The 11,543-nt window shown below is 62.0% G+C and carries 17 protein-coding genes; 10 read left to right on the top strand and 7 right to left on the bottom strand.

Features of this window, described 5'->3' with window-relative positions:
- Window positions 1-143 precede the first annotated feature (143 nt).
- Window positions 144-2,285: a sodium-translocating pyrophosphatase gene (locus EB231_RS23400; RefSeq protein ID WP_172350896.1), complete on the top strand. Its 2,142-nt coding sequence runs from the start codon at window positions 144-146 to the stop codon at window positions 2,283-2,285.
- 82 nt (window positions 2,286-2,367) lie between these two features.
- On the opposite strand, the gene EB231_RS23395 is transcribed toward EB231_RS23400, so the two are convergent.
- On the bottom strand, window positions 2,368-2,985 hold the full coding sequence (locus tag EB231_RS23395) for a hypothetical protein (RefSeq protein WP_206681854.1): 618 nt from the start codon (window positions 2,983-2,985) through the stop codon (window positions 2,368-2,370).
- A 195-nt stretch (window positions 2,986-3,180) separates the two neighbouring features.
- The gene (locus EB231_RS23390; RefSeq protein ID WP_172350895.1) at window positions 3,181-3,696 is read right to left on the bottom strand and encodes an outer membrane protein assembly factor BamE; all 516 of its coding nucleotides are present in this window, start codon (window positions 3,694-3,696) and stop codon (window positions 3,181-3,183) included.
- Between the two features lie 114 nt (window positions 3,697-3,810).
- Here EB231_RS23390 and EB231_RS23385 point away from each other — a divergent pair, with 114 nt between their 5' ends.
- The 7 genes from EB231_RS23385 (at window position 3,811) to EB231_RS23355 (ending at window position 8,650) form a co-directional block, all read left to right on the top strand.
- Window positions 3,811-4,356, top strand: coding sequence for a ubiquinol-cytochrome C chaperone family protein (locus tag EB231_RS23385; protein WP_172350894.1), 546 nt, complete (start codon window positions 3,811-3,813; stop codon window positions 4,354-4,356).
- Window positions 4,356-4,904: a YceD family protein gene (locus EB231_RS23380; protein WP_172350893.1), complete on the top strand. Its 549-nt coding sequence runs from the start codon at window positions 4,356-4,358 to the stop codon at window positions 4,902-4,904. The genes EB231_RS23385 and EB231_RS23380 overlap by 1 nt, the downstream gene beginning before the upstream one ends.
- A 113-nt stretch (window positions 4,905-5,017) precedes the next feature.
- Window positions 5,018-6,088: a phosphate acyltransferase PlsX gene (gene plsX, locus EB231_RS23375; RefSeq protein ID WP_019857626.1), complete on the top strand. Its 1,071-nt coding sequence runs from the start codon at window positions 5,018-5,020 to the stop codon at window positions 6,086-6,088.
- Between the two features lie 9 nt (window positions 6,089-6,097).
- Window positions 6,098-7,069 (top strand): beta-ketoacyl-ACP synthase III, encoded by a 972-nt coding sequence (locus tag EB231_RS23370; RefSeq protein ID WP_172350892.1) that lies wholly within the window; start codon window positions 6,098-6,100, stop codon window positions 7,067-7,069.
- Window positions 7,070-7,170: 101 nt separating this feature from the next.
- Window positions 7,171-7,494 carry an integration host factor subunit alpha gene (locus tag EB231_RS23365; protein ID WP_010915609.1) on the top strand — a complete coding sequence of 108 codons (324 nt, stop codon included), beginning with the start codon at window positions 7,171-7,173 and terminating at the stop codon, window positions 7,492-7,494.
- Window positions 7,495-7,705: 211 nt separating this feature from the next.
- Window positions 7,706-8,245, top strand: a complete 540-nt coding sequence (locus EB231_RS23360) for a MerR family transcriptional regulator (RefSeq protein WP_027042329.1) — start codon at window positions 7,706-7,708, stop codon at window positions 8,243-8,245.
- Window positions 8,246-8,347: 102 nt separating this feature from the next.
- Window positions 8,348-8,650, top strand: a complete 303-nt coding sequence (locus EB231_RS23355; protein WP_172350891.1) for a hypothetical protein — start codon at window positions 8,348-8,350, stop codon at window positions 8,648-8,650.
- A 92-nt stretch (window positions 8,651-8,742) separates the two neighbouring features.
- Here the strand turns inward: EB231_RS23355 and EB231_RS23350 are convergent, their stop codons facing one another.
- The 5 genes from EB231_RS23350 to EB231_RS23330 all read right to left on the bottom strand — a co-directional run bounded on the left by EB231_RS23350 (window position 8,743) and on the right by EB231_RS23330 (window position 10,888).
- Window positions 8,743-9,021 (bottom strand): hypothetical protein, encoded by a 279-nt coding sequence (locus EB231_RS23350; RefSeq protein ID WP_172350890.1) that lies wholly within the window; start codon window positions 9,019-9,021, stop codon window positions 8,743-8,745.
- The gene (locus tag EB231_RS23345) at window positions 9,018-9,368 is read right to left on the bottom strand and encodes a hypothetical protein (protein WP_172350889.1); all 351 of its coding nucleotides are present in this window, start codon (window positions 9,366-9,368) and stop codon (window positions 9,018-9,020) included. Before EB231_RS23345 ends, EB231_RS23350 begins: the two co-directional genes overlap by 4 nt.
- Window positions 9,329-9,541 (bottom strand): hypothetical protein, encoded by a 213-nt coding sequence (locus EB231_RS23340; RefSeq protein WP_172350888.1) that lies wholly within the window; start codon window positions 9,539-9,541, stop codon window positions 9,329-9,331. The genes EB231_RS23345 and EB231_RS23340 overlap by 40 nt, the downstream gene beginning before the upstream one ends.
- Window positions 9,542-9,897: 356 nt before the next feature.
- Complete coding sequence (locus tag EB231_RS23335) at window positions 9,898-10,080, bottom strand: hypothetical protein (protein ID WP_172347041.1); 183 nt, start codon at window positions 10,078-10,080, stop codon at window positions 9,898-9,900.
- A gap of 193 nt (window positions 10,081-10,273) precedes the next feature.
- Entirely contained in the window at window positions 10,274-10,888 is a 615-nt protein-coding gene (locus EB231_RS23330) for a hypothetical protein (protein WP_172350887.1), read from the bottom strand.
- On the opposite strand from EB231_RS23330, the gene EB231_RS23325 reads away from it, so the two are divergent.
- Both EB231_RS23325 and EB231_RS23320 read left to right on the top strand, forming a co-directional pair.
- Window positions 10,878-11,066 (top strand): hypothetical protein, encoded by a 189-nt coding sequence (locus tag EB231_RS23325; protein ID WP_172350886.1) that lies wholly within the window; start codon window positions 10,878-10,880, stop codon window positions 11,064-11,066. The genes EB231_RS23330 and EB231_RS23325 overlap by 11 nt on opposite strands.
- A 106-nt stretch (window positions 11,067-11,172) precedes the next feature.
- Entirely contained in the window at window positions 11,173-11,457 is a 285-nt protein-coding gene (locus EB231_RS23320; RefSeq protein ID WP_172350885.1) for a helix-turn-helix domain-containing protein, read from the top strand.
- Window positions 11,458-11,543 lie beyond the last annotated feature (86 nt).

Genomic DNA, 11,543 nt, shown 5'->3' with positions numbered 1-11,543 from the left:
AAAACTGAACAATATCTTGACGTTCCGAGCCCTGTTTCGCATACACCGATGCGAAGAGGTGGATTCCGTGCGCGGATTCCGGTCTTTGTCTCAACGGCCCAGGGAGGGGTTCATTTGGGCCAACAATCGAGGAAAATTTGGCAATGACCATACTTTACGCCGTCATCGCCTGCGGTCTGCTTTCTGTCCTTTACGCTATCTGGGCGACACGATCGGTTCTCGCGTCCGATCAGGGCAATGCACGCATGCAGGAAATCTCCGCCGCCATCCGCGAAGGCGCGCAAGCCTATCTGGCGCGCCAGTACACCACCATCGCCATCGTCGGCGTGGTTGTGCTTTTGCTCGCCTGGTGGCTGCTTTCTATCACGGCCGCGATCGGCTTCCTGATCGGCGCCGTCCTGTCGGGCGCCGCCGGCTTCATCGGCATGCATGTTTCGGTGCGTGCCAATGTGCGCACCGCGCAAGCGGCTTCCAACAGCCTCGCCGCCGGTCTCGACATCGCCTTCAAGTCGGGCGCCATCACCGGCATGCTGGTGGCGGGCCTGGCATTGCTTGGCGTCTCGATCTACTACCTGATCCTGACCGGTCCCATGGGCCTGCAGCCCAATGACCGTATCGTCATCGACTCGCTGGTCTCGCTCGGCTTCGGAGCCTCGCTGATCTCGATCTTCGCCCGTCTCGGCGGCGGCATCTTCACCAAGGGTGCCGACGTCGGCGGCGATCTCGTCGGCAAGGTCGAAGCCGGCATCCCGGAAGACGATCCGCGCAATCCCGCGACCATCGCCGACAATGTCGGCGACAATGTCGGCGACTGCGCCGGCATGGCCGCCGACCTGTTCGAGACCTATGCGGTGACGGTCGTCGCCACCATGGTTCTCGGCGCCATCTTCTTTGGCGGTACCGCCGTTCTCCAGACTGCGATGCTTTATCCGCTCGCCATCTGCGGCGCCTGCATCCTGACCTCGATCGTCGGCACCTTCTTCGTCAAGCTCGGATCCAACGGCTCGATCATGGGCGCGCTCTACAAGGGGCTAATTGTCACCGGCCTGCTGTCGATCGTCGGCCTCGCCGTCGCCACTTCGGCAACGCTCGGCTGGGGCGAGGTCGGCACTGTCGCCGGCATGATCATCACCGGCAAGAACCTGTTCATCTGCGGCCTCATCGGTCTCGTGGTGACGGGTTTGATCGTGGTGATCACCGAGTACTACACCGGCACCAACAAGCGCCCGGTCAACTCGATCGCCCAGGCTTCGGTCACCGGCCACGGCACCAACGTCATCCAGGGCCTCGCGGTTTCGCTGGAATCGACGGCGTTGCCGGCCATCGTCATCGTCGGCGGCATCATCTCGACCTACCAGCTCGCCGGCCTCTACGGCACGGCGATCGCGGTCACCACCATGCTCGGCCTTGCCGGCATGATCGTGGCGCTCGACGCCTTCGGCCCGGTCACCGACAATGCCGGCGGCATCGCCGAAATGGCGGGCCTGCCCAAGGAAGTGCGTCACTCCACCGACGCGCTCGACGCGGTCGGCAACACCACCAAGGCCGTGACCAAGGGCTATGCCATCGGCTCGGCCGGCCTCGGCGCATTGGTGCTGTTTGCCGCCTATTCGAACGACCTCAAGTTCTTTGCCGCCAATGGCGACAAATATCCCTACTTCCAGGGCATGGGTGAAATCTCCTTCGATCTCTCCAACCCTTATGTCGTCGCCGGCCTGATCTTCGGCGGCCTGATCCCGTATCTGTTCGGTGGCATCGCCATGACGGCCGTTGGCCGTGCAGCGGGCGCCATCGTCGAGGAGGTTCGCAAGCAGTTCCGCGAAGATCCGGGCATCATGGCAGGCACGTCCAAGCCGAACTATGCGCGTGCGGTCGACCTTCTGACCAAGGCGGCGATCCGGGAGATGATCATTCCGTCGCTGCTGCCGGTGCTGGCGCCGCTCGTCGTCTATTTCGGCGTGCTGCTGATCTCCGGTTCGAAAGCATCGGCCTTCGCGGCCCTCGGTGCCTCGCTGCTCGGCGTTATCGTCAACGGCCTGTTCGTCGCCATCTCGATGACCTCGGGCGGTGGTGCCTGGGACAATGCGAAGAAATCGTTCGAGGATGGGTTCACCGACAAGGACGGCGTCAAGCACCTCAAGGGCTCCGAGGCGCACAAGGCTTCGGTGACCGGCGACACGGTCGGCGATCCCTACAAGGACACCGCGGGCCCCGCGGTCAATCCGGCGATCAAGATCACCAACATCGTGGCCCTCCTGCTGCTGGCCGTGCTCGCGCACGGCTAACCGCCGGGCCGATGATCCGAAAAAGCCCGCGGGGAGCGATCCCCGCGGGCTTTTCATTTGATGCGTCAGCTTCGACGGGATTTCAACCGCCGCTGGCGTTCGTGCCCGGGCGGCTGCCGTAGATCTCCGACAGTTCCTGCACACCCGGCTCGCGCTCGGGCATTGGCGGGAGGCCGCGAATCTCGCGCAGCAGCGCGACGAATGCGCCGCGTTTGTGTCGATGACGGAAGGACCGCGCCCTGGGGTGAATGCCGCAAGCGGCGAGCAATCTGCGCCTGAGATAGGTGGCTCTTGTCGAGCAAGGCGGTCCGTCAGCACCGGCAAGCACCCTCACACGCAAGGTGTTGGCGTCTCCATTGCCGCGACGAGCCCTTTCGTCGCAAGGTCTTCGCCATAGCCCCGGCGGTTGCCGGAGTGCAGCTTGAGCACGGTCAGATGCGGCATCGTCGCGATGATCGCGCCCTTTCGCCAGGACCGGAAGAGCCAGTCTTGCGAGGCCTCGCAAAAGCACTGGCTGGCAGGGCGCCAGGGGGCCGAGCCAGTCCAGCGATGTCAGCCGGACCACCTGCGACGAGCCAAACCCTACCGTGTCAACGGGATCGTAGAATCCACCCTTGCCGACGCCGAAGATCGAGTTGTTGACGGGAACGCCTTCGAGGGGCGGTTGTTCGACAACGACGCCTCTTGTGCCGGTGGCCATCCAGCCCTCCGGCGCTGCGCGTTCGCCACCGCTCATTTTCAAAAAGCCCCAAAGCCCGGGGGATTTGAAACGGGCTTGCCCATTGCTGGCGAGCTGGCCTTTCCTTGGCCAAACAAAAACCCGTGAGATCGCTCCCACGGGTTTTCGGTCGCCTGAGATGTTGCTGCTTTCCGAAAGGAAGCAGGGTTCTGATGATCAGGGAGTTCCACCGCCGGGAATGCTGGGCGCCAGCTTGCTGGCGCCGTTGATGATCTGGCTGAGGAAGTTCTGGTCCTTGCCGCCAGTCGGAGTGGTGCGCGAAATGAAGTCGAAGATCTTGCCGTCCTTCAAGCCGTAATTGGCGATCTGGGTGACGCGGCCATCGGCGCCGAAATAGACCGCGAGCACCTTCTGGTCGACAAGCCTGGGCTTGTCGAAGGCGACATAGCGCTTGCGCGTTTGCGAAATGTAATAAAACGCCTCGTTGTCGAAAGTGGCCGTCGTCGACGGCGTGCCAAGCGCCAGAAGCACCTGCTCGCGGCTGGAACCGACGGGCACCGAATCGACGGCCTGCTGGTCGTAGACATACCCTTGCGTGAGCGTCTCGCTCGGACTTAGGTCGCCGAACATCTTGTTGGTATGACATGCCGAGAGCGCCGATATGACGAGCAGCAGCGAGATCGCGCCAGCAGGCCTGGACGAGAAGGTCGACTTGAAATTCAGCGCGCGCAACAACAATTCTCCATTATATCGCCGCAACTTGCGCTGGGCCGCAAAACCGGTAAACCAGCTTGCCTGCCGATGCAACAAGGCCAATTCAACAAACGGTCCCCGGAGACCATCCCCATGTTCCAGCGCCTTTTTGGTCGCGAACGCCACGCCAACCGCGCCATCACCGACGCGCTCTACGCACAAATCGTGGCAGCGGCGCGGCAGACTGTATTTTATTCCCACTGGAATGTACCGGATACGCCGCTCGGCCGTTTCGAGATGCTTTCGCTGCATATGTTCCTGTTCCAGCATCGCTTGCGCGGTGAAGACGGCGTGGCGCAGGAGATCGCCCAGGTGCTGATCGACGAGTTCTTCCTCGACGTCGATCATTCGCTGCGGGAGCTGGGCATTGGCGATGTGGGCGTGCCCAAACGCATGAAGAAACTGGCGAAGATGTTTTATGGCCGTACCGCCGCCTATGATGATGCGCTGGAAAGAAACGACCACGACGGGCTGACCGCGGCACTTGCCCGCAATGTCCGGCCCGACACCGGCGCGTGGCCCGAGGCATCGCAATTGGCCGACTATGTCGTCGACGCTTGCCGGCAACTGGCCGCTCAGCCGTCCGAATCAATCGTTTCCGGTACGGCAACGTTTCCGCTCGCCAGGGGAGGTGCTTGATGAAACATGCTGATACGCGAAGCCCGGTATCGTTTTTCGCCAATGTCGCCCGGCTGCCGCAGAAGGGCCTGCCCGTGGTGATCGAGGCCGATGCCGCCCAGCGCGCGGCGCTCGCAGGGGAGCACGGGCTGCTTTCGGTGGAAGCCTATCGTGCGGAGCTTCTGGTGGCGTCCTGGAAGCGCAATGGCGTGAAGGTCAGCGGCCGTGTCGAGGCCGACATCACCCAGGCCTGCATCGTCACGCTCGATCCGGTCCAGGCGCATATCGACGAGCCGGTCGAGGCGCTGCTGTTGCCCGAGGACTCCAAGCTCGGACGGCAGGGGTTCGAAGGCGGCGGCGAGATACTTCTCGATGCGGGCGGGCCCGACAGTCCCGAAACATTTTCCGGTGACACCATCGATGTCGGGGCACTCGCCGAACAGTTCTTCGGATTGGCGATCGACCCTTATCCGCGCAAGCCGGGCGCGTCGCTGGACGCCGTCGGCAGGACCGAAGCGGCTGAGAATGAATTTCAGCAAAAACTGCGATCCTTGCTGGGAAAATCCTGAAAACCTCGCCCGCGATGGAAAAGTCGGTTGTGTGAAAACCCAAAACCGCTATTTTCGCCGAACCTTCGCGATCACTAAAGCGACCTGCCGCATAACCGTGAGATAAATACCGCGTGATCAGGATTTCCATCGATGCCATGGGCGGCGATCACGGACCAGCCGTGGTCATTCCGGCGCTCATGACGGTCGCGACCCGCCGTCCCGACATCCGCTTCGTCATCTACGGGCGTGAGGAACTGGTGCGCCCCGAACTGGCCAAGTTCCCCAAGCTGGCCGAGGTGAGCGAATTCTTCCACTGCGAGATCGCGGTCAGGATGGACGACAAGCCCAGCCAGGCGCTGCGCCATGGCCGCTGGAAGTCGTCGATGTGGAAGGCGGTCGAAGCGGTCAAGTCGGGTGCCGCGGACGCTTGCATCTCCGCCGGCAACACAGGCGCGTTGATGGCGATGTCGAAATTCTGCCTGCGCACCATGGCCACCATCGATCGCCCGGCGATCGCGGCATTGTGGCCGACATTGCGCGGCGAAAGCGTGGTTCTGGACGTCGGCGCCACCATCGGCGCCGATGCCCAACAACTCATCGATTTTGCCATTCTCGGCACCGGCATGGCGCGCGCCGTGTTCGGCATCGCCCGACCGACGGTTGGCCTGCTCAATGTCGGCGTGGAAGAGATCAAGGGCCAGGAAGAGGTCAAGGAAGCAGGACGCATGCTGCGCGAGGCCAACATGGCCTCGATGAACTATCATGGCTTTGTCGAAGGCGACGATATCGGCAAGGGCACGGTCGACGTGGTGGTGACCGAAGGCTTCGCCGGCAATATCGCGCTGAAGACGGCGGAAGGCACCGCGCGCCAGATCGCAGGTTACCTGCGCGCCGCCATGAGCCGTACCCTGATGGCCAAGATCGGCTATGTCTTCGCCAAGGGCGCCTTCGATCGCCTGCGCGAAAAGATGGATGTCGGCCGCTCCAATGGCGGCGTTTTCCTGGGGTTGAGCGGCATCGTCGTCAAAAGCCATGGCGGTGCCGATTCGGACGGGTTCGCCGCCGCGATCGAACTCGGCTACGACATGGTTCGCAACAATCTGCTTGACCGGATCGAGGCCGACCTCGACCTGTTTCATGCGCGCAACCCGCGTGCCCTGTCATCTAGGAAATCCGACGTCGTTACCGACGCGAAGGAATAGGAAAGAACTTTGATCAGATCAGTCGTGCGCGGCACGGGCGCCGCGCTGCCCCGCCGCATCATGAAGAATGCCGATTTCGAGGGCATGGTCGAAACCTCGGACGAGTGGATTGCCCAGCGCACTGGCATCCGCCAGCGTCATATCGCGGCCGACGACGAGACGACGGCTTCCCTGGGCGAGGCCGCGGCCCGTGCCGCCCTTGCAAATGCCGGGCTGACGCCGGACGACATCGACCTGATCGTGCTGGCGACGTCGACGCCCAACAACACATTCCCGGCCACTGCTGTCGAGATCCAGAACAGGCTCGGCATGCATCACGGCTTTGCCTTCGACATGCAGGCGGTGTGCTCGGGCTTCGTCTATGCGATGACGACAGCCGATCTCTATATCCGTGGCGGCTTCGCCAAGCGCGTGCTGGTCATCGGCTCGGAAACATTCTCGCGCATCCTCGACTGGAATGACCGCTCGACCTGCGTTTTGTTCGGCGACGGCGCCGGCGCCCTGGTCCTGGAAGCAGGCGAGGGGGCTGGCACGATTGCCGACCATGGCGTTCTGGCGGCCAGCCTGCGCTCTGACGGCGCGCACAAGGACAAGCTTTTCGTCGACGGCGGACCGTCAACGACGGGAACGGTCGGCCACCTCAGGATGGAAGGCCGCGAGGTCTTCAAGCACGCGGTCGGCATGATCACCGACGTTATCGAGGCGACCTTCTCGGCCGCGGGCATCACCGCTGACGATCTCGACTGGTTCGTGCCGCACCAGGCCAATAAACGAATTATTGACGCTTCCGCCAGGAAGCTCGGGATAGCCGAGCAAAAGGTGGTGGTTACGGTCGATTTGCACGGTAACACCTCGGCTGCTTCCGTGCCGCTGGCACTGTCGGTGGCCGTTGCCGATGGTCGCATCAAGAAGGGAGACCTCGTTCTCCTGGAAGCGATGGGCGGCGGCTTCACCTGGGGTGCTGTTCTGGTTCGCTGGTAAGTGCCGAACGGGTCGGTTTCGGTCCTTGACCTTGCCGGATCAATTACTTAGGCTCAGCCGTTGTTGTGCCGATTTTATGTTTGAGCTGATGGGACGGTCGCATGGGGGGAAAGACACTTACGCGTGCCGACCTTGCGGAGGCCGTCTATCGAAAGGTCGGTCTGTCGCGCACTGAATCCGCCGAACTCGTCGAAGCCGTGCTGGACGAAATCTGCGAAGCCATCGTGCGTGGCGAGACGGTCAAGCTGTCGTCCTTCGCGACGTTTCATGTCCGCTCGAAGAACGAGCGCATCGGGCGCAATCCCAAGACCGGTGAAGAAGTGCCGATCCTGCCGCGTCGGGTGATGACCTTCAAATCGTCCAACGTGCTGAAGAACCGCATCTTGCGCTCGCATCAGAACAGCAAGGCCAAGGGCGGCAAATAGCCTCCGTTGGCGTTGAAAACCGGCGCCGCCATGACGCCGGGCTTGAATATTGCTTCACAAACCGCTGAAATAAGGTCCGATTCGGCAGCATGGCCGGATTGGTGTTTCGCGTATGGTCCATTCCGCGCAACCGGAATGAGTTTTTCTCTTTGGTGAGCCTGATCTCGCTGAGTACCGTTCCGGATCACGCTCCAGCGTGAGGATTTCGCCCATGGACAAGAGCCCTGACGCCTTCCGCACAATCAGCGAGGTCGCTGAAGATCTCGACCTGCCCCAGCATGTGCTGCGTTTCTGGGAGACGCGCTTCAACCAGATCAAGCCGATGAAGCGCGGCGGCGGCCGTCGCTACTACCGGCCGCAGGACGTCGAACTGATCAAGGGCATCCGCCACATGCTCTACGACCAGGGCTACACGATCAAGGGTGTGCAGAAGCTGCTGCGCGAAAACGGCAATCATTTCCTGGTCGCCATCGGCAATGGTGACATGGCCGCCGTCGAGGCGATCTCGCAACGGAAGCAGGCCGATCAGGTGCCGCTGACACCGGCGGCGCAGCCGCGCGGTGGAGATGATGAACTGGTTGGCCAGCCGAGGGTCAAGCCCAGCCGCCGCTTTTTTGGCCTGGGCAAGAGCGACGAGGAAGGTCCGGTTCAGCCGGACGCGTCGAAACTCTCGCGCGACAACCGCGCGCTGCTGCAGGAGGCGCTGTTCGATCTGCTGGAATGCAAGCGTCTGCTTGACCAGGTGCGCTGACCGCCGCACGCGTTTTGAAGCCTTTGGGCCGGAACTCGCCTTCGGGTGAGGCGTTACGTTTCCTTCTGCGAGACATCGTTCAGCAAGACAAGGAAACGCATGATGGCATCATTCTCGACTCTTTCGGACATCGACCTCGAAAAGCAGGTCGCGGCCCTCTCAAGGGAACTCGCGGCGTTGCGCAAGGCAATGTCAAAACGGGGTGGCACTTACTATGAAGACGGCCGCGATGCCGCTCTTGATACATATTCGGATCTTGCCGGACGTCTGCGGGATGCCATGCCGGCAATCCGAAAGCAGGGCAGGGTGATCGAGAAATCGGCCCGCGACCATCCGGCGGCCGCCGCCGCGGTCGGCCTTGTGGTACTCGGCCTGGTCGCCAGCCTGCTTTTCAGCCGGCGCTGAGGAGCCCTCTGGTCATAAGACAAGGGATTCAATCAAGAAAAATGGCGGTCGACCCCGAAAGGAGAGCCGCCATTCTTATTGCCATCAGGTGGTTACTTGGCGAGCTTGATCTTGGCCTGGGGTGAAACCTGCGCGGTCTGGCTGCATTTGCCATAGACCGTGCCGTTCTTGTCGGTGGCGTCCGTATAGGTGCCCTTGCACTCGATCGAGAGTACCAGGCAGTGGCCTGCGCCCTTGCAAACAGCGCCGCCGTCGCCAGTGGGGTGCGTGCCATTGGCAAAGGCCGAATTCGTCATCGACATCGAGCCGATCGCCGAGAATGCGATGGCGCCGGCGAGCGAGAGGCGCTTGAAGTTCGAGTTGGTGGTCATTTCTGCATTTCCTTCGGTTTGATTGGGGATCGCCTTGCCGGCGTCCATGCAGGCTTAGTGAGCTGCTCGAAGGAAAGGTTCATGGGGTAGTTGCAGAAAAAAGCGCTGCCGATTCCGGCGGCTTCATCAGGGGCGCCGCGCGGCGTCGGCCTGGTCATTTGCAATGTTGCCCCGGCATCTGGCGCGAAGCGCGTCGGCATAGAGGCGCACAGCCCCGTTGTGAGGTCGGCGCAGGAAGGCGGATTGGTCGAGCCGCCAGAGCCGCTCGATTTCGCGGGCGAACGCCGGATGACCACCACGGCGCCGGTCAGCAGACCCGGCGGGATGTCGGTAGCGTCGCCCCACACCAGAGCGTATTCGGTATGGGGATCCCGGGGCAGGCTCCACGGATATGAGCCTTGGCCGCCAGCTTGTCGGTCAGCGTCACGAACAGCGGGTTGCGATCGAGAATCTTTCGCCAAAGCAACAGTTCATGGTGGCGCACGGGCGCGGCCGGATTGGGCAGATAGCCCGGTTTCATGAAGAACCGCACGATAAGGGCAGGGTGGCTAAGTGTGCCACAATCGGGCAACCGACAGGACAAGGCGGTCTATCCGGGAGAGGTCGGCCTTGGCCGTCATCGGGATACCTAGCCTGTTCGCGAAAGCCTGATCCGGTACAGCTGCCGGTCAGAAACATCCCTGGCCGTATCGCGATTTGGTGCGGCGTGAAAGTCTCGCCTCTCGAGGTATTGGATTGGCGCCGAAATCCTGGCCAGCAGTGTCGTCAGGCGAAATCCGATGGGCCCGGTTCATGTCGGGTCTGGCAGCGCATGACCAGGAGAAGACCAGCCTTGAACAGGAGGCCAAGGCCGGTCTTCTCGTTGGCAGTGCGGTGTCAGGCCTTCTTCATCGTCTTCATGTGATGATGGCGGTGATGGCGGTGATGATGACGATAGTGGTGATGATGACGATGATGCTTCGCCATCGGGGCCGCATCCGCGCTGGTCACGCCGATAGCCGGCACCGTGAAAGCAACTGCAACCGCAAGCCCGAGAGCCGAGAGGAGGGACTTCTTCATGGATCGTTTCCTTTTTTCGCAGGCAGATATAAATCGGGTCGATAGCCCGACCGCCGCGCATGGGATTACGCTCCCGAATTTTTTCGTCAGTATTTCCCGATTGTAGAATTTTGTTTCTGGACTGTTTCCGAAGAAGCCGGCTTTCCGACCATCATCACCAGGGCCGAAAAGCCGCGCTCTTCCGGCTGTTTGGCTACATCGGCGGGACCACGCCATTGTTTCCCACCACGACACGGCTGGAACTCAGCGTCCCGTCAGCCTCTCGCTGGGCGGTCACGAAAACCGTTGCGCCTGGCTTGAGATCGGTCGGCGTGGCCGGGGCAAAGGTCACGACAGGCGTGCTGTCGGGGATCGAAATCTTCTTGGTCTGCCCATTGTCGTAGGTCAGCGTCACGGCTCGCCCGCTTATGTCGGTAACGTCCGCCACCGTGCCGTTGGTCATGCGGCTGTTCGGCTGCAGGTCCCACGGGCGGTCACCCTCGCCGGTGCCTTTCAAGGCAGCGGGGAAAATCACGACTTCGAGCGCCCCGCTGCCGCCATCCGCCTTTGAAACGGAAGCGATGCCGAGGAAGTCGCCCTGCTTGATGTCCTTTTCGGAGGCACTGGCGACGCCCGAGATCTTCCAGCCGGTATTGAGCTTGATCGCGGAGGTGTCACCCTGGCGGGTTTTGACGGTGAGCAGTGAGGGCTCGAAGCTGATCACAGTACCACGAACGCGCAACGCGTCCGCCGCTTGAGCGGTCGCCGCTCCGGCGATGAAAAGACTGGAGATCGTGCCGAGCACGAGGAGGGATGTCTTGACGTTCATTGCAGATATCCTTCTGGGAATGGGCTGGCTGGAACCGGATGGTTTTCACGCCAGTGCATCAGAACAACGAACAGGTGGGCCTAAACCTCCGAGCAAAAAGGTGCCGGGTGTTCAAAAGAACTTGATGGCGCCGATGTGCGTAAGCCGCCGCGAAGGCGTCCGGTTCACGATAGCGTGACGGTCCGTTTGGCTCTTGGCAAATCATCGGCGAGCGGGCATGTTCCTGCTCGTCTCAGGCAACACTCCATTTTTGATCAAGACGCTTTCAGCCACCGGAGTTGCCAATGCCCAACAATGCAAAAAGCCATGCCCTCTCCGAACCGTTAGCCAGTGAGATCGGGCACGATTACAGCACCCTCAGAGCCATGCGGGAAACCCGCGGATACAGCGTGGAAGAGCTTTCCCTGACCTGCGGCCTCTCGGTCGGCGAGATCGAGGATATGGAGAACGGCCGGGCGGCCGATCCGTCGAAGCTGCGTCGTATTGCGTCCGCGCTTCGCATGCCGCAGGAGGCTCTCATCGCTTCCGCCGCGCCGACGCCGGCCGCGCAAGGCGGACCCTTGGCATAGACCAGCCCCAGGCATGCAAGAGAACCCGCCAAGGCCCGCTTGGCGGGTTTCTTGTTGATGCCATGGTGTTCTCAGGCAGGCCGGGC

It is taken from the genome of Mesorhizobium sp. NZP2298 (assembly GCF_013170825.1).
GTDB lineage: Bacteria > Pseudomonadota > Alphaproteobacteria > Rhizobiales > Rhizobiaceae > Mesorhizobium.
The sequence above is the reverse complement of the archived record's forward strand: the minus strand, read 5'-3'. Positions and strand labels throughout refer to the sequence as shown.